The following is a 21,753-nucleotide window of genomic DNA, read 5'->3' on the forward strand; positions in this document are numbered from 1 at the left end:
CCCGAACTGATGTACCCGTAGTGCCTCCACCATGACCACACAGAGGAACCCGACCATGAAGAAGACCCTCCTGACCCGCCTGCTGGCAGTTGCCCTGACCGGCGTGGCCCTGGCCGCCGCTGCCGACGCAGCGCACGCGCAGAACCTCAACATCGCCTTTGCCGACCCGTTGTCGTCGCTGGATCCGCAGTTGAACAACCACGCCGGCGACCGCTCGGTGGACCTGCATTTCTGGGACCTGCTGGTCCAGAACGACTACAACAAGCTGGTCCCCGGCCTGGCCGTGAGCTGGAAGAACATCGACCCCAAGACCTGGGAATTCAAGCTGCGCCCCAACGTCAAGTGGCAGGACGGCAAGCCCTTCACCGCTGACGACGTGATCTTCTCCTACCAGCGCGCACGCGCCGTGCCGGGCAGCGTGGCGACCTTCGCCGGCTACCTGCGCACGGTGGAATCGGTCACCGCCAAGGACCCGCTGACCCTGGTCATCAAGACCAATATCCCTAACCCGGATCTGCCGCTGAACCTGGCCTCGGTGCACATCGTCAGCAAGCACGTGGGCGAGAAGTCCACCACCGAGAACTACAACAGCGGCGCGGCCGTGGTGGGGACCGGCCCCTACAAGTTCGTCTCCTACACGCCGGGCGATCGCGTGGTCATGCAGCGCAATGACGACTACTGGAACGGCAAGGCCCTGTGGGAAAAGGTCAACTACCGCTACATCAACAACGGCGCGGCCCGCACCGCGGCGCTGCTGTCCGGTGACGTGGACGTGATCGACAAGGTCTCGGTGTCCGACCTGGCCAAGCTGAAGCAGTCGCCCAACGTCAAGGTCTATCCCTACAACGGCCTGCGCGTGCTGCTGATCCAGCCGAGCTTCCACGAAGGCCCCAGCCCCTTCATCACCGACAACAACGGCAAGCAGCTGGACAAGAATCCGCTGCTGGACGTGCGCGTGCGCCGCGCCATGTCGCTGGCCATCAACCGCAAGGCCCTGATCGACCGCATCCTGCAAGGCGCCGCCACCGAGGCCAACCAGTGGATGCCGGCCGACACCTTCGGCTACAACCCGGAGATCAAGAACATCCCCTTCGACGCCGCCGAGGCCAAGAAGCTGCTGGCCGAGGCCGGTTTCCCGGACGGTTTCAAGCTGACCATCCACGTCCCCAACGACCGTTATCCGCAAGCGCCGGAAACCATGCAGGCGGTGGCCCAGTTCTGGACCCGCATCGGCATCAAGACCCAGGTCGAGGTGCTGCCATGGGCGTCGTATTCCTCGCGTGCCAACAAGAACGAGTTCGCGGTCTCGGTCCTGGCCTGGGGTAACGGCACCGGCGAAGCCAGCTATGCCCTGGTCAACGTGCTGGGTTCGGTCGATCCCAAGAAGGGCATCGGCGCCTCCAACTGGAACCACTACAGCAGCCCGGCCGTGGACAAGGCCCTGGCCGATTCCACCGCGGAATTCGATCCTGCCAAGCGTGAAGCCATCCTGCGTGGCGCCGCCAAGACGGTGTCGGAAGAAGTGGGCGTGATCCCGCTGTACCACTACCAGAACATCTGGGCCGCCAAGAAGGGCCTGAAGGTCACCCCCATCAGCAGCGACCGCACCACCGCCATGATGGTGACCCAGGACAAGAAGTAAGCCCATGCCCAACTTCTCCATCGAGGTCAGCCCGGCCGACGACCTGATCGACGTGCCACGCCGCATCATCGTGCGTGGCGCGCATCCGGGCGAGCCGGTGCGGATTTCATCGGCGACCCTGCGCAACGGCGCCCAGTGGCAGAGCAGCGCCTGCTACATCGCCGATGCGTACGGCAATGTGGATGTGAGCATGAACCCGGCCATCGATGGCGACTACTACGGCATCGATCCGATGGGCCTGCTGTGGTCGCAGCAACCGGTGCAGGCCGGGCGCCGCGACAACTTTCATTCCGATGTGACGGCGCCGCTGGTGACGACGCTGACCGTGTCGTCGCTGGACCAGCCGGGCCTGGCCCGTTGCACCCCGGCCAGCACGGAGCTGGTGCAGCGCCTGGCGGCCGAGGGCGTGATCCGGCGCGAGGTACGCGAAGAGGGGCTGGTCGGCAGCTTGTTCCTGCCGGCCACGCCCGGGCCGCACCCGGCGGTGATGATCGTCAACGGTTCCGGTGGCGGCATCAACGAACCGCGCGCGGCGCTGTATGCCTCGCGTGGCTATGCTGCCTTCGCGTTGGCTTACTTCAAGGCGCCAGGGCTGTCCAACTACATCTCCAACACGCCGCTGGAATATTTCGAGCGTGGCCTGGACTGGCTGCGTGCCGAGGTACAGCCGCTGCACGACTTCGTGGCCATCAGCGGCCAGTCGCGAGGTGGCGAACTGGTGCTGTTGCTGGGCGCGACCTTCCCGCAGAAGGTATCGGCCGTGCTGGCCTACGTGCCCAGCGCGCTGGTGCACAGCGGCCAGAATGCGGCCGACCCGGCCGTGGGCCGCGAAGGCCCGACCTGGCTGCTGCATGGCGAGCCGCTGCCACACCAGTGGCAAGACAACCGCAGCGCCAGCTGGGCGCCCTTCGACGAAGGCCCGGCACCGCATCGCCATGAACTGGCGATGCTGACCGCCTTGCAGGACGAGGAGGCGGTGGCCCGCGCCCGGATCCCGGTGGAGAGGATCGCCGGCCCGGTGCTGCTGCTGTCGGCCACCGACGATGGCTCCTGGCCTTCCAGCCTCTACTGCAGCATGGTGCGCGACAAGCTGGCCGAGGTGGCGCATCCCTGGCCGGTGGTCTGGCGCAATTACGCCAATGCCGGCCATTCCATCCTGTTCCCGTTCGTACCGACCACGCAGACCACCTATGCCCATCCGGTGTCCGGTCGCATCAGCACCGGTGGTGGTGAGCCGTCCGCGAATGCCCGCGCCGATATCGACTCCTGGCAGCAGGCGCAGCACTTCCTGCGCGACGCGCTGACCAGGCATTCATCCAACAAGGAGACTTCATGAGTACCCCCGCCTACGACATCAGCAAGGATGTCATCGACCAACTGTCCGGCCTCGACGCCGGCAGCCCGCTGCACAGCCTGCGCCATCAGCGCGAGAAGGTGGCGGTGGCTTCGCAGGGCAGCTATGACACGCTGTTCGATCCTGCGCTAGCAGGCATCGGCCTGGACGAGCGCCTGCTGGTGGCGCTGTACGCCTGCCGCCTGGCCGGTGCCACCGACCTGGCTGCGCACTATCGCAGCCGCGCCCAGGCAGTACCGGCCGAGGCCGGGCAACTGGCCGTGGCCGACAGTGGTGAGCCTGAGCAGCTGCCCCCGGGGCGCCTGCGCGCCATGCTGGAATTCACCCGTGCGCTGACGCAGCGCCCGGTCGACGGCGACAAGGCCGCCATCGAGAAGCTGCCAGCGGCCGGCATCAGCACCCCTGCGGTGGTGGCGCTGTCGCAGCTGATCGCCTTCGTGTCCTATCAATTGCGCGTGGTCGCGGGCCTGAAGGCCATGCGTGCTGCGGCGGCTCAGTAAGGAGAATCGACATGAGCGACATCATCAAGGCCAACGGCTTTACCAATGAAACCCTGGAGTGGGATGCGTGGCTGGATGTGATCCAGCTGGAGCAGGCCAGCGAAGACCAGGTGAAGGTGCTGGAGGAGAGCCATCCCAAGGCCAAGACGTCGGACTATTACCTGTTCCTGGCGCACCAGCCGGACATCCTGCGCCAGCGGTCGGCAGCCTTCAACGCGATCATGTACGCGCCGGGCGGCTTGTCGCGCGCGGAGCGTGAGCTGGGCTCGCTGGTGGTTTCGCGCATCAATGGCTGCGTGTATTGCGCGTCGGTGCATGCGCAGCGTTTCGAGCAGCTGGCCAAGCGCAATGACACGGTGAAGCAGGTGTTCGATTCGCCGTATGGGGCGGGCGTGGATGCGCGTGAGCAGGCGGTGGCGAAGTTTTCTGCGGAGTTGACGGAGACGCCGGGTGAGATCGGTGCGGCGCAGATCAAGGCGTTGTATGACGTGGGTCTGTCGGAGCTGGAGGTGTTGGATCTGATCCATTCGGTGGCGATCTTTGCCTGGGCCAATCGGCTGATGCTCAATTTGGGTGAGCCGGTGTTTGCGGATGGCTCCAAAGCCGAGGCTTGAGGTTCATCTTTATTTTTAGGAGGCTGTAATGCTGATTCCCGATCATCTTGTCTATGCCCAGACCCATGAGTGGGTGCGGGTGGAGGAGGACGGTTCGCTGACCATCGGTATTACCGATTTTGGGCAGGAGCAGTTGGGGCCGCTGGTCTATGTGGAGATGCCGGCTGTTGGGCGTTCTTTGGTGCGGGGGGAGGAGTCGGGGATTGTTGAGTCCAACAAGACGGCTTCGGATTTGCATGCGCCAGTTGATGGGGTTGTGCTGGCTGTCAATGAGGCGCTTGTGGAGACGCCTGATGCTGTCAATGATGCGCCCTATGAACAGTGGATCTTCAAGCTGCAGCCGGCTGGGGCGTTTTCTTCTGAGGGGTTTTTGGATGCTCAGGGGTATTTGAAGCTGGTTTCCTGATTTGGTTTTTGTTTGTTGCTGGGGCTTGGGTAGTCTGCACGGAATTTCTTCCTTCGCCCTGGCTTAATTTCTATCTCTCTCCGGTCGGAGGGGAGCGCCGGGGGCGGCCCGGCAGCCGCTCACTTTCTTTGGCCCGCCAAAGAAAGTAAGCAAAGAAAACGGCCCCCAAGAGCCAGCCCTCCTGCGGAGGGTTCCCGCCGGAGTGAAGCAGCAAGTGGGAAAAATAGAGTCGCTTCGCTCCCACTATTTTTCTGATCCACTTGCCGCTCCACTCCGGCGGCTGGCTCCCAAGGGGGAAAGCGTGTCCGGCTCGCCTTCGGCCTCGCGGGGGGCTCGCCTTCGGCTTCGTGGGGGCTTGGCACATCTTGGTGGGGCGCTGCTGGTACTTTTTCTCTCTTGATTTTTTTCGTCTGTTCGACTGAGCAGGGTCGTATCGGGATACTCCGCCAGCATTAAGTTTTGATTAATGCATCTACCAAGATCATTAAATCCGTGGCATTCCGAAGCCGAAGGCGAGCCCCCCGCGAGGCCGAAGGCGAGCCGGATCGGCTGTCCGCTTCTGCCCCGCCGCGTTGGGCCCCATGAGAACGGATCAGGAAAATAGTGGGAGCGAAGCGACTCTATTTTTCCCGTTCTCGTGGGGCCCAACGTGGGGACCCTCCGAAGGAGGGCGGGGCAGTAGCGGTCGCCTTCTTTTGCTTACTTTTCTTGGCGAAGCAAGAAAAGTGAGCGGCTGCCGGGCCGCCCCCGGCGCTCCCCTCCGACCGGAGAGAGATAGAAATTAAGCCAGGGCGGAGGAAGAAATTCCGTGCAGACTACCCGCCGTTTAATCAAAAAATCGAAGCCCCAAAAGCTCAGCCATAAAAACCAGCCATCCCCCGATACTCCCCCAACCACTTGGCAAACAGCAAAGCCTCCGCCCCCGCCTGCGGAGAAATCCCCAGGTAATAAGGCGCCAAGGCCATCCGCAAATCAGGCAGCGGACACACCAGCCGCCCCGAACGCAGATCATTGTCCGCCAGCGATACCGGCGACAACGCCAACCCCAGCCCATCCACCACCGCCTGCAACACGAAATGCACGTGATCGAAATACAGCATCGCCTGCCCCCGCGAGCGCTTCAAGCCCGCCAGCCTGCGCCAGTCCTCCCAGTCATTGCGCCGACTGCGCGACAGCAACAGCGTATGCCGCCCGATGCCCGCCACGCCCTCCAGCGGCATCGACTTCAGCAACGCAGGCGAAGCCACCAGCACCAACTCGTCCTCCATGAAACGCTGCACCTTCAAACTCTCCGGCCAATTGGTCTCCCCCCGCCGTACCGCGATATCGAAGGAAGACCCGGCCCGGCCAACCGCCGCCGTGCTGGTCACTACCTGCGGCGCAATGCCCGGATAACGCTCCACGAAATCGGAAAGATGCGGAATCAGCCAGCGCACCGCAAAGGACGGCCGCACATTGATCACCACCGTGCGGGTAGGGGCGTCGCGCATCACGCGGCGCGCCGCCGTGGCCAGGATGTCCAGCGCCGGGCTGGCTTCCTCGAAGAACTGCCGGCCGCGTTCGGTCAGCAACACCTGACGCACGCGACGCTCGAAGAGCGGCATGCCCAGGTAGTCTTCGAGATTCTTGATCTGGCGACTGATGGCGCCATGGGTGACATTGAGCTCGTGCGCGGCCAGCGTGAAACTCTGATGGCGGGCCGCCGCCAGGAAGGCCCGGATGGCGTTGAGCGGAAGGGAAAGGTCGGCCATGCGTCAGATTTTATCACGCATGCCTGGAATTAATATCGTTTGTCAGCGCCGCCCACGCGGCGCAACATCAGGCCCATGACCACGCCAGACCTCCGCCAGGCCGACCTCGATTCGCGCCATGCCGCCATGTCGCTGTCGGCCGCCTTGCCCTGCGACATCGTTCTCTACCTCCTGCTGCCGATGTACTCCGACCAGTTCCACGTGAGCCTGGCCGAGGCCGGGGTGCTGCTGGCGGCCAACCGGCTGGTGCGCATCGCCGGTTATCGCTGGGTGGCGGCCTTCTATGCCAGACGCGGTGATCGACCCACCTGCACCCTGGCGGTGTGCGCGGCCATCCTCTGTGCGCTGGGCTATACGGTGGCCAGCGGCTTTTGGGCGCTGCTGCCGCTGCGGCTGCTGTGGGGCATGGCGTTTGCCGGGCTCAACCTGTCGACCCAGGCCATGTCGACGTCCAATCCGCAAGGGGCGGCGCGGCGTTCCGGGCGCTCGCGCGGGGTGATCGCTATCGGCCCGATGCTGTGGTTGCCCACGGCGGCCTTGCTGGCCGCGCATGTGGGACCGCGCATGGTGTTCCTGCTGGTGGCCTGCACCGCGGTGCTGGGCCTGCTGGCGGCGCGCCGCTTGCCGGCCCATGGCTATGCCCCCCCGCAGCCACGCCGCTGGAAGCTGCCCAATGCGCTGGACTGGTGGTCTTTCCTGGAAGGTCTGACGCTGGACGGGCTGTTCATCGTCGGACTGGCCTACATGAGCAAGCAATCCTTTGGGGCGGATGGTGAACTGGTGGCCGGGGTGCTGATGGCGCTGCGCTATGCCGGCGAGATCGTATTGAGTCCCCTGGGCGGATGGCTGGCCGAGCGTTTCGGTGCGGTGAAGGTGCTGGTCACGCTGTCGCTGGCGACCTGCGTGGCGCTGGTGGGATTCGGGGGCGGGTTGCTGTGGCTGTTCGCCGGCTTGATCGTGATCCTGCGCGCCTTGCAGCTGCCGCTGCTGGCGCCCATCGTGGCGGCTCGTACGCCTCCGGGGCAGCGGGTGCATGCGCTGGCGGGGCGGGCCATCTGGCGTGATATCGGGGCCGGCATGGGGCCGATGATGGCAGGGTTGCTGTTGCCGGTGATGTCTTCGCTCTGGTTGTATGGACTGGCGGCTGCGGCCCTGGCATTGGCCGCGCTGGCCTGCGGCCGCGAACCGGCACCGGTACCCGCACCCTCCGCCGCACGGGGCCCCTAGGCCGGACGGGCTATCGGGGGCTTATGCGCCCACCGGATATCGATGCGCCCATCGCTTCGTTCACAGCCGCGCGGCCCTTGGATAGCATGAGGCACTTGTCTTTCGATCCGGGAGTCCTCATGCAAGACCATCACATCTACCAGGAACTCGGCAGCCTCGCGCTGGAGCCCCTGCAACCGTCCGAGCGCAAGCTGATCGGCACCATTTTCCTGTTCGGCTTGGCGTTGCTGGGTCCCTTGTTCCTGCTGCAGCGCTGGTTGCCGCTGGGCGGCTGACCGACCCATGCATGCCGGCAGAGCGCAGGTCAGCCTTCAGTCGCTCAGCATTTCCGCCTGCGAGATATTGCTGGCCGGTGGCACGCTGTGGGTGAGCCAGACATTGCCGCCGATGACCGAGCCCTGTCCGATGGTGATGCGGCCCAGCAGGGTGGCGCCGGCATAGACCACCACGTCATCCTCGACGATGGGGTGGCGCGGGATACCCTTGACCAGTGAGCCATCCGGCTCCTGCGGGAAACGCTTGGCGCCCAGCGTCACCGCCTGGTACAGACGTACATTGCGGCCGATGATGGTGGTCTCGCCGATCACCACGCCAGTGCCGTGGTCGATGAAGAAGCTGGGGCCGATCTGCGCTGCCGGGTGGATGTCGATGCCGGTGGCAGAGTGCGCGATGTCGGCGATCAGGCGTGCCAGCAAGGGGGCGCCCAGCTGATGCAGGGCATGCGCCAGCCGGTGGTAGATGATGGCGGTAGTGCCGGGATAGCAGAGCAGGATTTCCGAAATGCTGGAGGCCGCCGGGTCGCCGTGGTAGGCCGCCTGGATATCGCTGACCAGCACGTCGCGTATGCCCGGCAACTGATGCGCGAACTCACGCGTGATCACGTCAGCGCGCTCGCGCAACAGGCTGTCTTCTTCGCTGTCGCTGCTGAAGTAGAGGCTGCGGCGCACCTGTTCCTTCAGGATGCACAAGGCTGCATTCAACTGACTCCCCACGAAATAATCGATGGTCTCGTCCGACAGGTCGGTGTGGCCGTAATGCGTGGGGAACAATGCCGCCTGCAGATGCGCCAGCAGCGTCTTCATCGCCTCTCGCGAAGGCAGTTCGCGGATTTCGCCGCGATAGCGGATCTTGTTGGTCACTTCGCGTGAGGTACGCAGCCCGGCCACCACGGCAGACAGGCCCATCCCGGCCGATTCGGCCAGGGCGTTCAATTCGGGGGTATGTGAAGTATCCATCCCGGCATGCTATCAAAAATGCAGGCAGCGCGTCGGCGGGCTGTTCCAACGTGGCCAGCACGGACGGCGAGGAAATTGTCGGATCTGCAAGGAACTGGCGCCGCATGCCGTCGGGCAGGGACCAGTGGAAGGGAGGGAGTGGGTAACCGGAAGAGCGCGGAAGAGCGATTCGCGGCGCCCAGTTCTATCTGAAAAGTGGCGCCGCAATTGAATCTGCTCTGGGAACGTACTTTATCGGCTAATAGATTTTGATGCAAACACTCATTTAACATATCTATATGCACAATTTGATCTGGCGCAAAGGCAGTGTGGGCGGGCCTTTCGGGCAGATGCCGGAGTTTTAGGGTCGCTTGCCTCCCTGTGACCTCCCTGCATCACTCAGGGAATTCCTGACGCCTTTTCCCGCCGCTCTCAGGAAGCACCCGATACTTGGCGCCACAACAAAAACGTAAAGTTCTCTCCATACCAGCTGCACAACGAAGTCCGAGCAAGGGGCGAGGACCAGGCAGCGATCAGGGAGAGATCAAATGTTCAATGCCAAGAAAAACCGCTTCGTTGCCGCCACCGTCGCCGCCGTCGTGCTGGCTTCCAGTGCACCTGCTTCCTTCGCTGCCACCGCCAGCGGCACGCTGACCATCAGCGCCTCGGTGGTTGCCGCCTGCACTGTGGTCGGTTCGGCCATCGCCTTCGGCGCCTACACCCAGAGCGTGGTCAACCAGTCCGGCACCATCACCGTGCTCTGCACCAACGGCACCGCCTACAACGTCGGCCTGGACGCCGGTACCGGCACCGGCGCCACCGTCAGCAACCGCAAGATGAGCGCGGCCGGCGGCGGTACCCTGAACTATGCGCTGTACCGCGATGCAGCCCGCACCAACAACTGGGGCTCGACCATCGGCACCGATACCGCCACCGGCACCGGCTCGGGCCTGACCCAGACGCTGACCGTGTACGGCCAGATCGCCGCCGCCCAGACACCGCTGGCAGGTGCCTATTCGGATACCGTCACCGTCACCTTGACCTACTGATTTCGCCACGACGACCGCCGCCTGCGTTCACCGCAGCGGCCCTCGTCGCACCACACCGGATTACCGGGAAGCCCTGAGGGGGGCTGACTTTTGGGCGTGCTTCCGCAAGGAGGTGCGCCCTTTTTTTGTTTGTGATGCAATAGCGGCCTGATTGATTGCGAGAAGGGTAGGCAAGCCATGCGTATGGTCCGCTCCATCTGTTGCGCCTTCGTGGCGTTTTCCTTGCTGAGCTTGCCCTGGGTGGCGGCGCAGGCACAGGCCGCCCCTGCTACAGCGGCGGTCGTCCCGGTGCCGGTGCCAGCCGTGGGCACGGCCGCGCCTACACCGGTGGCCAGTGACATCACGCGCAGTTGCGCCGCCGGGGCCGGTTGCGTGCTCACCTGCCTGAACATGGCCGGCGAAACCGTGCTCACCGAAACGGCGACGCGGGCGGTGCGGAGCATTTCGCTCTCCAACGGCAACAGCGAATTCCGCCTGGATAACGGCAATGCCGGCATCAATGTGGTGCTGGTCTCGCATGACAACCTGATGTGCAAGCTCAGCGGTGGGGTGCTGTAAGGCCGATACAGCCTAGGGCCTGTTCACATTTAATCTACGAGTGCGAGAGGTCGCCAAGCGTTGACTGCCTAGGCGCAGCGACGCGTCGTAGTGGTACTACGGCAAGGAGCTGCAACAACGGCAGGCGACGCTTGGCGGCCTCTCCCGGAGGGTTGGCGCCAGAAGGCGCGCTGGCGGCGTTGCACGTCAGGGCTGGTGGCACCACCACCAGCCCTGACGCGCGCCTTGCCACCACGCCTTCTGGCGCCAACGCATCTCGCAGATTAAATGTGAACAGGCCCTAGTTGCCCAGCAGTTTTTCCCGCACCGATTCTTCCTCCGCATGGGCGGCGCTGGCGCGCGCCAGGTCGGACAGGGAAAGCATCCCCACCAGCTGCCGGCGTTCCGGGCCGGCCACGACCGGCAGGCGCGCCACGCCCAGCCGCGCCATCATGCCGGCGGCAGTGCGGGCGCTCAGGTGCGGCAGCAGATAGCCGCGATCCGGTTCCAGCAGCAGGCCGCAGACCTGGGCCGGGTCGGCCGCCTCCAGCGTGCGCAGGGCCAGCATGCCTAGCAGTTGACGTCCACGGGTCACCGGATAGTAGCGATGTACGTGGGTGCCAGCACGGCATTGCGCCAGCGCGGCGCCGGCCGGCAGGCACGCATCCAGCGTCTGCGCGGCGGACATCAGGTCTTCCACATGCACGCGCTCCAGCGGATCGACGCCGTATTCGCGGTGCACGTGCAGGCCGCGGCGGGCAATCTTCTCGGTCATGATGGAGCGTTTCATCCACAGTACGTTGACCCCATAGGCGACGGCGGTGGTGGCGATCAAGGGCAGCAGGGCATTGCTGGCATGGGTCAGGCCGAAGGCGAAGACGATGGCGGTAAGCGGTGCACCCAGTACGCTGCCCAGCACACCGGCCATGCACACCAGCGGCCACAGTCCGGGGGAGCCGCCCGGCAGCCACGGGGCCAGCACCAGTCCCAGGCCGGCGCCCATCATCAGCAGCGGCGCCAATACCCCGCCCGAGGTCCCCGAGCCCAGCGCCAGCAACCAGATCACCGCCTTGACCACCAGCAGCGCTACTGCCGCCGAGACCAGGATGTGCTGGTTCAGAAGGTCGGCGATGACGTCATAGCCCACGCCCAGCGCACGCGGCTGCAGCAGCCCGCCCAGGCCGACGGCGATGCCGCCCAGCGCCGGCCACCACATCCAGTGCAGCGGCAGGCGATGGAAACCGTCCTCGATGCGATACAGCGCCAGCGTCAGCAGCGCCGCCAGGCTGCCACTGGCCAGGCCGGCGGCCAGGCAGGAGAGCAGGGCCATCGGGGCCGGCGCGGCCACCTGCAGTGGGAACAGCACATCCGCCTCCAGTACCCAGGGCCGCAGGAAGCCGGCCACCGCGCAGGCCAGCGCCACCGGTAACAGACTGCGCGGGCGCAGTTCGAACAGCAGCAGCTCCACCGCCAGCAACACCGCCGCCAGCGGCGTGCCGAAGATTGCCGTCATGCCCGCGCAGGCGCCGCACACCAGCAGGGTCTTGCGCTCGGCCGCCGTCAGGTGCAGCCATTGCCCCAGCAGCGAACCGACCGAGCCGCCGGTCATGATGATCGGCCCTTCGGCTCCGAACGGGCCGCCGCTGCCGATGACGATGCCCGAGGACAAGGGCTTGAGTACGGCCACCCTGGGGGACATACGGCTCTTGCCGAAGAGGATGGCCTCGATGGCTTCAGGGATGCCGTGGCCGCGGATCTTGTCACTACCATAACGGGCCATCAGGCCGACGATCAGGCCGCCCGCCACCGGCAGCAGCGCGGCGATCCAGCCCAGCGTATGCGAGGCCGGGGAACTGGCCGCAAAGGACAGGCGCTGGAAGTAGAACAGGTTGGTGAAGAGCGCAATGAGCTTCAGCAGCAGCCAGGCAGCGCCGGTGGAGAGGGCGCCGATCAGCAGTGCGATGGCGCACAGGTAGGGGAGCCGCCGGTCGGCGGTGTAGTCGCGTTTGTGTTTCATGCCGGAGTCAGGATGGGGCGCTGCCTGCCGGACCCACTGCGAGTGTAGGCCAGCCAGCGCAAAGGGATAGGTCTGCAATATATCACAACATGATATAAATGGTCGAAACTCGGCCTAGCGCTTGCCTCGGCTCTTTTTTATGTTCTGGCAGTCCCCTGAATCCTGCAAGAACCGCCAGAACGACAACGCCGCCGCAGGTGGACCCTGGGGCGGCGTTGACTTGCCAGCGATCAGCGAAAAAACAGTCGCGGCGGATCAGGCCTTGAACTGCAAGGCGTTGGTCAGGTCACCCATGGGCTGCTGGCCGCGCGTGATCATGGCGTCGTCGCGCTGCTTGAGACCGTCCAGCTTTTCCAGGCCGAAGGTGCGGGTGATCAGGCGCAGGATGGAGGCGGTGTCGTAGATGGTGTGATCCACCGTTCCCTTGCGGGCGAAGGGCGAGACCACCAGTGCCGGTACGCGGGTGCCCGGACCCCAGCGGTCGCCCTTGGGCGGGGCCACGTGATCCCACCAGCCGCCGTTTTCGTCGAAGGTGATCACCACCACCATGTTCTTCCACTGCGGGCTGGCCTGCAGGCTCTTGATGATGTGCGCGATGTGACGGTCGCCGGAGGCGATGTCGGCATAGCCGGCGTGCAGGTTGAGGTTGCCCTGGGGCTTGTAGAAGGTCACCGGTGGCAGACGGCCGGCTTCGACATCGGCCAGGAAGCGGTTGGTCCGCGCTTCGTCGCCCAGGCCGCCGTCACGCAGGCGCTTGTTGCGCTCGGCCGGATTGTCCGGACCCAGGTTCTTGAAGTAGTTGAAGGGCTGGTGGTGGTACTGGAAATTGGGGATCTTGGGAATGCCCTTGGAGTCCTTGAACTCGTCCAGCGTGGCCTGCCAGGCGCCGGCATACCAGGCCCAGTCGATGCCCTTCTTGTTGAGCTTGTCGCCGATGTGTTCGTGCACCTGCGGCACCAGCACGCTGGGCTGGTTGGGTTCGGCATAGGCCGGGTTGTTGCGGTCGCGGCTCCAGGTCGGCCAATAGGGCGGGGCCATGGTGTTGACCGCGTAGCCGTCCGGGGTGAGCGCACTGGGGCCGAACTTGGGCGGGCCTTGCAGGGCGCTGGCCGGGCTGTTTTCGGCCGGTACCAGTTCCGGCGAGAGCGGATCGTTGTTGCGGGTCTTGGCCACCTGGGTGCGCGAGACCGAATTCATCACGTCCGGATAGTAGGGCGGGGCGGCGCAGATCAGGTACTGGTGGTTCAGGAAGGAGCCGCCGAAGGCGCCCTGGAAGAAGTTGTCGCACAGCACGAACTCGCGCGCCACGTCCCACAGGCGCAGGTTGTAGCGGGTGTCGGCGTAATGCCCCATGGTCAGGCCACCGGAGTCGGCCCAGGCCACGAAACCGTCATTCTTGCCGCCGTTGATCTGCATCTGGTTCTGGTAGAACACGTGCCACAGGTCACGCGTGACCAGGCCCAGCGGCAGGGCTTCGCCTTGCGGCCCCTTGAGCGCGAAGGGTGCATTCGGCAGGTCGCTCTGGTATTGCTTGCCGGCCGGGTAGGTCACGCCTTCGATGCTCTGCTCCTGGATCGCCACGCCGCTCCAGACCGGCGGCAATTGCTTGAGCAGGCTGCCGTCGCGGTCGCGCTGCTGGTAGTCCGATGCCTTGACCGAGGACAGCGGTCTTTCCAGGCCGGGGAAATCGGCGAAGAGGTTGTTGAAGCTGCGGTTTTCGGCGTAGATGACCACGATGGTCTTGACGTTATCGCGCAGGGCGCGGTCCAGTGCCGCGGCATCGGCCGGATTGCCGCTGGGGTAGGGCACCGGGCCCGGACCCTGGCCCTCGGTGGCGCAGGCGGCCAGCGCGCTGCCGGCGCCCAGCGCGGCCATGCCGCCCAGGAAGCGGCGGCGGCCGGGATGGGGGGAAGGCGTTAAGGAATCTTCGGACGCGGGCTGACTGCCGGCGATGTCGTCGTCGTGCTGGCTCATGGATGAGTTTCCTGTCGGATATTGTTGTGGGTTGGCGCGTTGCGGGGCGAGCTTAGCGCGACCGTATGACAAGGATGTGTCCTTTTACCTGATCGAGCAAGTTTCACGCTAAAAATGTGAAGAAACCTGCACCAAGAGACAATGAAAAATTGCGTAAAGGAAAGGGTAGGATGCCGGGCGTGGGGCCGGATGCCTCTACAATCACACGATGTATCCGGCTGCGCATCACGCGCAGCATGGCCCGGCAACCGGGCTGGACAGGGCGACGGGCCAGGGGATGGGCCGTGGCGCCCGGGTCGCTGCGGATCAGTTCGTCGAGGGGATCATTTTGCTCAAAGCTTTTCAATACCTGTTCATTGCCACCGGCTTCATCGTCTCCATGTTGTTCATGCTGCTGCTGGCCATCACTGCGCCCATCGTGTAGGTGATGGTTTGCACTAGCGTCGATGCAGGACCGGTTTGCCGGATCGGTTCACGGCGATGAACAAGCCCATCAGTGCGATGAAGCTGGCCAGCAGCAGGCTGGCATTGAGCAGCACGCGCGGATAGCCCAGGGCATTGACGTCGATGAAGGGGTAGGGATAGAAGCCCGACAAGGCCCCGCGCCATAGCGTGAGCAACAGGTAGCCCAGCGGGTACACCAGCCACAGCAGGGACTTGCGCAGCGAGGTCCGGAACACCGGCACGAAGAAGATCCAGTAGGCAATGGCCAGCAGCGGCACCACCGTATGCAGGCTCTCATTGACCAGCGCACGAAAACCCGTCGGCGTCCATAGATGACGCAACAAGAGGTTGTACGCAATCCCCACGAAGGCCAGATAGGCCACCACCGCCGAGATCACCGAAGGCTGCCGGAAGAAGCGGCTCAGGGGTGTCTTCAGCGAAAACGCCAGCGAGGTAAAGCACAGCGCGCTCATCAGGATGGTGAGGTTGGTCAGGTACATGGTCAGCCGGTCCAGCCCATCCAGCACGCCGCCGCCGCGTGCCAGCAGGCGGCCGATGGTGATATCGGTCTGCGCCACGAAGGCGAACCAGCTGATGACGGCGATCAGTGTGGCCACCGCCCGTGCTGCGGCGGAATCGCGCCGGGCCGGGAAAAGTTGGGCGCCAAAGGAATCCAGCGATTCCGGCGAGGGGATCTGTTCGTGGCTCATGGTGTGATCAGGGCAGCGGGACAGCTACGGCAGGGCAGGCGGATGCCTGGGCGCGCAGCGTGCACATCGTCAAAGGACATCATCATAAATCGGCTGACCCGGATGTGCTGGCGCGATGACATTCATTTTCATCGCTTACATCGGCTCACATCCTGGCGCGTTTTTCTCCGCGTTGTGTCGGCTGTCTCTGCATCTCTTCTTTGCTCTTCTTTGCTCTTCATGCGGCTGCGGGTGGTGGATTTCTCCGTCCGTGCCAGCCCCGGGGAGCAGGAAAGGTAGAGAATGCAGAGCATCTGAAAGACTAAGTTTTTGGGATGCGTATCTGCTTCTGAAAGGCCGTTTTGGAAAAACATGGATGGCCTTGGGAGTCGCATCCAGAGCGGATTGCAGAAGGATGGGTGTCGCCTGCAGGCGACGCGGGATTGAAGGCAACTGTTACATTTTTTTTAGTTACAAGGCGCTTCAAAATCTAAATAATTTGCCCTGTATTCATTGCGGAGAAAGGCTTCTTCGCTGTTACAAAATTATCGTGAACTTTGCAAAAGGCATCCTGCCGAAACGCACAGGTTTCCTCCCGGACAATGCCCTGCGGCATCGCTTCCAGGTGGCGCATCCCGGTCCTCGACCGTGACGATCGCTGCGGGAGGGTTCGACCTGTGGGCGTGGCGTCCTGTCGCTGATCACCTGCCCGGATATCCGCCGAACCTCCGGATATCTGCAGCCGGTCACCCGGGGCAACGCTACGTTCGCGTGCGCACTGTTGCGCATGCTCTTCTTCGCGCGTCATGACGCGTGTCATTTTTTTTGCTTCAGGCACTACCATTTCAGGAGATCACATGCTTCGCTCGGAATCCCTCTTCGGCAAACGCGAAACCAGCTCGACCAACTCCCCGTTCAGCAGTGCGGGCAATAGCGTCTCTTCTTCTACAGGCGGCAATGTGACCAGCGTCAATAAACCCAATCAGTATCCCTCTTCCGTGTCCAGCACCACCGGCAGCGCGCCTGCGGCGACCGAGGAGACCGGCAGCAAGCTCACCGTCGGCCCCAATATCAAGGTCAAGGGCGAGATCGAGGACTGCGACACCCTGGTGGTGGAAGGCAAGGTGCAGGCCACCATCAATTGCCGCGTGGTGCAGATCGCCGAACGTGGCGCCTTCAAGGGCTCGGCCGAGATCGACCTGGCCGAGATCCGGGGCGAGTTCGATGGCGACCTCACGGTGCGCCAGAAGCTGGTCATCTATGCCAGCGGCAAGGTTACCGGCAAGATCCGCTACGGCAAGCTGGTCATCGAAGAGGGCGGCCAGTTGGCGGGCGATCTGCAGGTCGGTGGCGGGCACGAGCAGAAGGATCTGCTGCAGAAGACTGCCTGAGAGCCACTGCGGGTGGTGGCGGGTGCGGCGCACCGGCCGCCATCCGAGGATGGGCTGGCGTAGTGGCGTGGGCGATGGGGTGGCCAGGTTTCTTTCTGGAAACCTGCTTGTCTGTGTCGCTATCTACGGGCTTTGGCGGTCAATTGTGCCGATTTCGGTGTCATTGGCCTGCCGTGTCGTGTGCGCGGCGTTTCTCCATGGCGCGGGATTTGTCCGCGTCGCCCGGCCGTGCGACAATAGCGCCTTTCGTCCTTTTAGCCGGCCTGCCAGGCCGGTGGTGACGCCAACCCGGCGTTACCTGTGGGGACGCTGGCGCTTTTCAGTACATTCTCATGGCTCACCCGGAATACATCCTTACCTTGTCCTGCCTGGACCAGCGCGGCATCGTGCATCGCGTCTCGGGCTTCCTGGCCGATCACGGCTGTAACATCATCGATTCGGCGCAGTTTGGCGATGCGCAATCCCGGCTTTTCTTCATGCGCGTGCATTTCTCTTTGGAGGATGCGGCGGTGTCGGATGCGGCGCTGCGGGCCGATTTCGGCGTGCTGGGGGATGCGCTGCAGATGAACTGGCAGTTGCATGATGCGGGCAAGAAGCCGCGTGTGATGCTGATGGTGTCCAAGATCGGGCATTGTCTGAACGATCTGCTGTTCCGCTACAAGAGTGGTCTGCTGCCGGTGGAGATTCCGGCGATCGTGTCGAACCATACGGATTTCTATCAGCTGGCGGCGAGCTATAACATTCCTTTCCATCATCTGCCATTGGCTACCGGTGCGCCGGCTGAGGTGAAGCGGGCGCAGGAGCAGCGGATCATGGAGATCGTGGATGCGAACCAGATCGATCTGGTGGTGCTGGCGCGTTATATGCAGATTCTCTCGCCTGAGATGTGCGAGGCTTTGCGTGGGCGGGCGATCAATATCCACCATTCCTTCCTGCCGAGTTTCAAGGGGGCCAAGCCTTATTATCAGGCCCATGATCGGGGGGTGAAGCTGATTGGGGCGACTGCGCACTTCGTGACCGGTGATCTGGATGAAGGTCCGATCATCGAGCAGGGGGTGGAGCGGGTGGATCATTCGATGGGGCCGGATACGCTGACTGCCATCGGGCGCGATATCGAGTGTGTGGTGTTGGCGCGGGCTGTGAAGTGGTTTACCGAGCATCGGATTTTGCTCAATGGGCATAAGACCGTGATCTTCAACTGATTCTTGCTGTATGAACTTGGACGCCGTCTGGCTTGGGCTGGGCGGCGTTTTTGTTTTGTGCTTCGGTTTGTGTTTTAGGTGGGTTGTGGAGTGGGCTAGGGTAGTCTGCACGGTGTGCTGTTCTGCGCACTGACTTAATTTTTTCTCTCTCCGGTCTCAGGGGAGCGCCGGGGGCGGCCCGGCAGCCGCTCACTTTCTTTGGCCCGCCAAAGAAAGTAAGCAAAGAAAACGGCCCCCAAGAGCCAGCCCTCCTGCGGAGGGTTCCCGCCGGAGTGAAGCAGCAAGTGGGAAAAATAGAGTCGCTTCGCTCCCACTATTTTTCTGTTCCACTTGCCGCTTCACTCCGGCGGCTGGCTCCCAAGGGGGAAAGCGTGTCCGGCTCGCCTTCGGCCTCGCGGTGCGTCGCTCGCCTTCGGCTTCGCGGTGGTTGCTCGCCTTCGGCTTTGCGATCTTGCCATCCTTGGGAATTGCTTGCGGCTTACTTCACTTCATTTTCTCTTGCCGGATACTGCTCGCGCATGACGCGCTTGTTCAGCTTGCCTACGCTGGTGCGGGCCAGTTCGGTGACGAACTGGACGCGGTCAGGTACGCCGTAGCGGGAGATGGTGCCGGCTTCGGCAGCGGCCATGACGTGGCGGCGGATGTCTTCTTCATTCACGCCTGTGCTGTCTTTTTTCAATACCACCAGGGCGATCGGGCGCTCGCCCCATTTGCCGTCCTGGATGCCGATGACCGCGGTTTCGGCGACGGCGGGGTGGCGGGCGATGATGTCTTCGATCTGGAGTGACGATACCCATTCGCCTCCGGTCTTGATGACGTCCTTGATGCGGTCGGTGACCTGCAGGTAGCCTTCGGCGTTGATGTGGCCAATGTCCTGGGTGTGCAGCCAGCCACCGTGCCAGAGGTCTTCCGAGGCTTCGGGCTGGTGCAGGTAGCCCTGGGTCAGCCAGGGGGCGCGGACGATGACTTCTCCCGTGCTCTTGCCGTCGTGCGGGCAGTCGTTCATCTCGCCATCGACCGTGCGTAAGGCCACCAGGGGCAGCGGGCGGCCGGTCTTCAGGCGCAGGGCGGTTTCGCGGTCGCTGCCAAGGTCGGCGGTGGCGACCTGGGCCAGGGTCAGGACCGGGCAGGTCTCGGACATGCCGTAGCCGGTGAAGACGTCAATGCCGCGCTCCAGCGCGGCATTGACCAGGGCGCCGGTCATGGCGGAGCCGCCGATGATCATCTTCCAGCCGGTGAGGTCGGTATGGCGGGCCTGTTCCGATGACAGGATCATCTGCAGGATGGTCGGTACGCAATGCGAGAAGGTGACCTTTTCTTCGCGGATCAGGCGGCAGATGGTGTCGGGGACGTAGCGGCCAGGGTAGACCTGCTTGACGCCCGCCATGGTCGCGACATAGGGCAGGCCCCATGCGTGGACGTGGAACATCGGGGTCAGTGGCATGTAGACGTCGTCGCGGTGCAGGCGGCCTTGCTGCGGGGCCAGTGCCAGGCCTGCGGTGGTGCCCAGGGTGTGCAGCACCAGTTGCCGGTGGCTGAAGTAGACACCCTTGGGCAGGCCGGTGGTGCCGGTGGTGTAGAAGGTGGTGGCGCGGGCGTTTTCGTCGAAGTCGGGGAAGCTGTAGCTGGCCTCGGCCTGGGCCAGCAGTTCTTCATATTCGCCGGCAAAGCCTGGGCCGCGCGGGCAGGGGGTGTCGTCGTCGGTGAGCAGTACGCAGCGGGTCAGGGTGGTGAGTTCGCCGCGGATCTGCTTGAGCACCGGCATGAAGTCGGAATTGACCAGCAGCACGTCAGCCTGCGCATGGTTGAGGGTGTAGGCGATCTGTTCCGGCGACAGGCGCACGTTGACCGTCTGCAGCACGCATCCCATCATCGGCACGGCGAAGAAGCATTCGAGATAGCGGTTGCTGTCCCAGTCCATCACGGCCACGGTGTTGCCGGCCTGGACGCCCATTTCCTTGAGCACATTGGCCAGCCGCTGTACCCGCTGGTAGAAGCCGGTATAGGTGAGGCGGCGCTGGCCGTAGATGATCTCCTGGTCGGAGGCGGTGGACAGGGCGCTGTGCAGCAATTGCTTGATCAGCAGTGGATAGCCATAGGCCGAGGGCGTTTGCTGGATCACTTGGGGCATGCCGGGTCTCCTCTGTTGTGTCGGCGCGATGGCCTGTTTTGGAAAAAACCGATGATAACGCCAACGCCGCAGGGGAATGGCCCTCGGGGCGACGAAATTTGCATCCGGCATCGCGCCTTCAGTTCGTCGCCCCGCACCCGTCGGTGCTGATCAGTTCCGGCTCTCCAGCGAGGTGACGGTGAGCGCGCCATCGATACGGTCGGCGGTGAAGCTGATCTTCTCGCCTTCATGGGCGCGTCCGATGATGTCCGGCGCGGCCTTGAAGACCATGGTCATGCCGGACATCTGCAGGTTGGGGATGTCGCCGTGGCGGATGGTGAGCTTGCCGGCGGTAGCGTCGACCTTGCGGATTTCGCCGTCGACCTTGGGTGCCGTGCCCTGGGCATGGACGCCCAACACGGGCAGCGAGAGAGCCAGGCTGAGGAGGAGGGTGCGTAACATGATGCTTCCTTTCTTGATGATGTAAAGCTGAAGTTGTTGGGGCGGCTGGTTCAATGGCCTGATCAGTGGCCGTGGTGGCCGCCCGGCTTGACCACGTCCAGCGGGGCCGGTGCTGCCGGCTTGGTATGGCTGCCGACCGCGCGCCTGGCCTCGGGCATGTCTCCCTGCCATTCGCGGGCTACCGTGCCGCTGGGGGCGCGGTACCAGCCGGGGTCGCGGTAATCGTCGCGGGCCAGGTGGCGGCGTACCTTGACGGTGCTGAACATACCGCCCATTTCGATGGGGCCATAGGGGCCGGTCCCGGTCATCATCGGCAAGGTGTTGTCGGGCAGCGGCATCTCCATGCCGTTCATCGAGCCACCCTTGTCACCCATGGCCATGTAGTCGGGGATGAGCTTGCTGATCTTCTCGACCACCCGTGACTGGTCCACTCCGATCATGGTCGGGACGTCGTGACCCATGGCGTTCATGGTGTGGTGGGCCTTGTGACAGTGCAGCGCCCAGTCGCCTTCCTCGGTGGCGTCGAACTCGATGGCGCGCATCTGGCCCACGGCGATGTCGGTGGTGACCTCGGGCCAGCGTGCCGCGGGCGGCACCCAGCCACCGTCGGTGCCGGTGACACTGAATTCGTGACCGTGCAGATGCAGGGGATGGTTGGTCATGGTCAGGTTGCCCACGCGGATGCGCACGCGGTCGTTCTGCCGCACCACCAGCGGGTCGATGCCGGGGAAGGCGCGGCTGTTCCAGGTCCAGAGATTGAAGTCCAGCATGGTGCTGACCTTGGGGACGGCCGCACCGGGTGCGATGTCGTAGGCATTCATCAGGAACACGAAGTCGCGGTCCACCCGCATCTGGCCGGGGTCCCTGGGATGGGTGACCCAGAAGCCCATCATGCCCATGGCCATCTGCACCATCTCGTCGGCATGCGGGTGGTACATGAAGGTACCGGCGCGCCGGGCGGTGAATTCATAGACATAGGTCTTACCCGGCGGGATGGCCGGCTGGGTCAGGCCGGACACACCATCCATGCCGTTGGGCAGGCGCTGGCCGTGCCAGTGTACCGAGGTCGCCTCGGGCAGCTTGTTGGTCACGAAGATGCGCACCCGGTCACCTTCCACCACTTCGATGGTGGGGCCAGGGCTCTGGCCGTTGTAGCCCCACAGATTGGCT

At 63.9% G+C, this 21,753-nt stretch carries 19 protein-coding genes; 11 read left to right on the forward strand and 8 right to left on the reverse strand.

What is annotated here, in order from left to right:
- Positions 1–55: 55 nt before the first annotated feature.
- Genes HFRIS_RS06590 through gcvH form a run of 5 tightly spaced genes read left to right on the forward strand, consistent with a single transcriptional unit; the run spans position 56 to position 4,516 of the window.
- A complete protein-coding gene (locus HFRIS_RS06590; protein WP_006462495.1) occupies positions 56–1,642 on the forward strand; it encodes an ABC transporter substrate-binding protein in 1,587 nt (528 codons plus the stop codon).
- A 4-nt stretch (positions 1,643–1,646) separates the two neighbouring features.
- Positions 1,647–2,978 carry an acyl-CoA thioester hydrolase/BAAT C-terminal domain-containing protein gene (locus tag HFRIS_RS06595; protein WP_006462496.1) on the forward strand — a complete coding sequence of 444 codons (1,332 nt, stop codon included), beginning with the start codon at positions 1,647–1,649 and terminating at the stop codon, positions 2,976–2,978.
- Positions 2,975–3,496 carry a CMD domain protein gene (locus HFRIS_RS06600; RefSeq protein WP_006462497.1) on the forward strand — a complete coding sequence of 174 codons (522 nt, stop codon included), beginning with the start codon at positions 2,975–2,977 and terminating at the stop codon, positions 3,494–3,496. The genes HFRIS_RS06595 and HFRIS_RS06600 overlap by 4 nt, the downstream gene beginning before the upstream one ends.
- Before the next feature lie 11 nt (positions 3,497–3,507).
- Positions 3,508–4,110 (forward strand): peroxidase-related enzyme, encoded by a 603-nt coding sequence (locus HFRIS_RS06605; protein WP_006462498.1) that lies wholly within the window; start codon positions 3,508–3,510, stop codon positions 4,108–4,110.
- Between the two features lie 28 nt (positions 4,111–4,138).
- Positions 4,139–4,516, forward strand: coding sequence for a glycine cleavage system protein GcvH (gene gcvH, locus HFRIS_RS06610; protein ID WP_006462499.1), 378 nt, complete (start codon positions 4,139–4,141; stop codon positions 4,514–4,516).
- An 854-nt stretch (positions 4,517–5,370) separates the two neighbouring features.
- Here the strand turns inward: gcvH and HFRIS_RS06615 are convergent.
- A complete protein-coding gene (locus tag HFRIS_RS06615) occupies positions 5,371–6,267 on the reverse strand; it encodes a LysR substrate-binding domain-containing protein (RefSeq protein WP_006462500.1) in 897 nt (298 codons plus the stop codon).
- A gap of 75 nt (positions 6,268–6,342) precedes the next feature.
- Here HFRIS_RS06615 and HFRIS_RS06620 point away from each other — a divergent pair, with 75 nt between their 5' ends.
- A complete protein-coding gene (locus HFRIS_RS06620; protein ID WP_006462501.1) occupies positions 6,343–7,494 on the forward strand; it encodes an MFS transporter in 1,152 nt (383 codons plus the stop codon).
- Positions 7,495–7,613: 119 nt separating this feature from the next.
- Positions 7,614–7,769: a hypothetical protein gene (locus tag HFRIS_RS25535; RefSeq protein WP_167331818.1), complete on the forward strand. Its 156-nt coding sequence runs from the start codon at positions 7,614–7,616 to the stop codon at positions 7,767–7,769.
- A 36-nt stretch (positions 7,770–7,805) separates the two neighbouring features.
- Here the strand turns inward: HFRIS_RS25535 and epsC are convergent, their stop codons facing one another.
- Positions 7,806–8,729 carry a serine O-acetyltransferase EpsC gene (gene epsC / locus HFRIS_RS06625; RefSeq protein ID WP_006462502.1) on the reverse strand — a complete coding sequence of 308 codons (924 nt, stop codon included), beginning with the start codon at positions 8,727–8,729 and terminating at the stop codon, positions 7,806–7,808.
- Between the two features lie 527 nt (positions 8,730–9,256).
- Here epsC and HFRIS_RS06630 point away from each other — a divergent pair.
- Complete coding sequence (locus HFRIS_RS06630; protein WP_006462503.1) at positions 9,257–9,757, forward strand: Csu type fimbrial protein; 501 nt, start codon at positions 9,257–9,259, stop codon at positions 9,755–9,757.
- Between the two features lie 177 nt (positions 9,758–9,934).
- Positions 9,935–10,315, forward strand: a complete 381-nt coding sequence (locus tag HFRIS_RS06635) for a hypothetical protein (RefSeq protein ID WP_139347024.1) — start codon at positions 9,935–9,937, stop codon at positions 10,313–10,315.
- Positions 10,316–10,595: 280 nt separating this feature from the next.
- Here HFRIS_RS06635 and HFRIS_RS06640 read toward each other — a convergent pair whose 3' ends face one another.
- The 3 genes from HFRIS_RS06640 to HFRIS_RS06650 form a co-directional block, all read right to left on the reverse strand.
- Positions 10,596–12,311, reverse strand: a complete 1,716-nt coding sequence (locus tag HFRIS_RS06640; RefSeq protein WP_006462505.1) for a chloride channel protein — start codon at positions 12,309–12,311, stop codon at positions 10,596–10,598.
- Between the two features lie 255 nt (positions 12,312–12,566).
- The gene (locus HFRIS_RS06645) at positions 12,567–14,285 is read right to left on the reverse strand and encodes an acid phosphatase (protein ID WP_006462506.1); all 1,719 of its coding nucleotides are present in this window, start codon (positions 14,283–14,285) and stop codon (positions 12,567–12,569) included.
- 437 nt (positions 14,286–14,722) lie between these two features.
- On the reverse strand, positions 14,723–15,439 hold the full coding sequence (locus HFRIS_RS06650) for a Pr6Pr family membrane protein (protein WP_006462507.1): 717 nt from the start codon (positions 15,437–15,439) through the stop codon (positions 14,723–14,725).
- Between the two features lie 836 nt (positions 15,440–16,275).
- On the opposite strand from HFRIS_RS06650, the gene HFRIS_RS06655 reads away from it, so the two are divergent.
- Complete coding sequence (locus HFRIS_RS06655) at positions 16,276–16,809, forward strand: bactofilin family protein (protein ID WP_006462508.1); 534 nt, start codon at positions 16,276–16,278, stop codon at positions 16,807–16,809.
- A gap of 332 nt (positions 16,810–17,141) precedes the next feature.
- Complete coding sequence (purU, locus tag HFRIS_RS06660; RefSeq protein ID WP_006462509.1) at positions 17,142–18,011, forward strand: formyltetrahydrofolate deformylase; 870 nt, start codon at positions 17,142–17,144, stop codon at positions 18,009–18,011.
- A 478-nt stretch (positions 18,012–18,489) separates the two neighbouring features.
- Here the strand turns inward: purU and HFRIS_RS06665 are convergent, their stop codons facing one another.
- The 3 genes from HFRIS_RS06665 to HFRIS_RS06675 all read right to left on the reverse strand — a co-directional run.
- A complete protein-coding gene (locus HFRIS_RS06665; protein WP_006462510.1) occupies positions 18,490–20,142 on the reverse strand; it encodes a fatty acid--CoA ligase in 1,653 nt (550 codons plus the stop codon).
- Between the two features lie 150 nt (positions 20,143–20,292).
- A complete protein-coding gene (locus HFRIS_RS06670) occupies positions 20,293–20,583 on the reverse strand; it encodes a copper-binding protein (protein WP_006462511.1) in 291 nt (96 codons plus the stop codon).
- A gap of 62 nt (positions 20,584–20,645) precedes the next feature.
- A partial coding sequence (locus HFRIS_RS06675; protein WP_006462512.1) for a multicopper oxidase family protein occupies positions 20,646–21,753 on the reverse strand: 1,108 nt, incomplete at its 5' end.

The sequence above is a fragment of the Herbaspirillum frisingense GSF30 genome, assembly GCF_000300975.2.
Classification (GTDB): Bacteria; Pseudomonadota; Gammaproteobacteria; order Burkholderiales; family Burkholderiaceae_D; genus Herbaspirillum; species Herbaspirillum frisingense.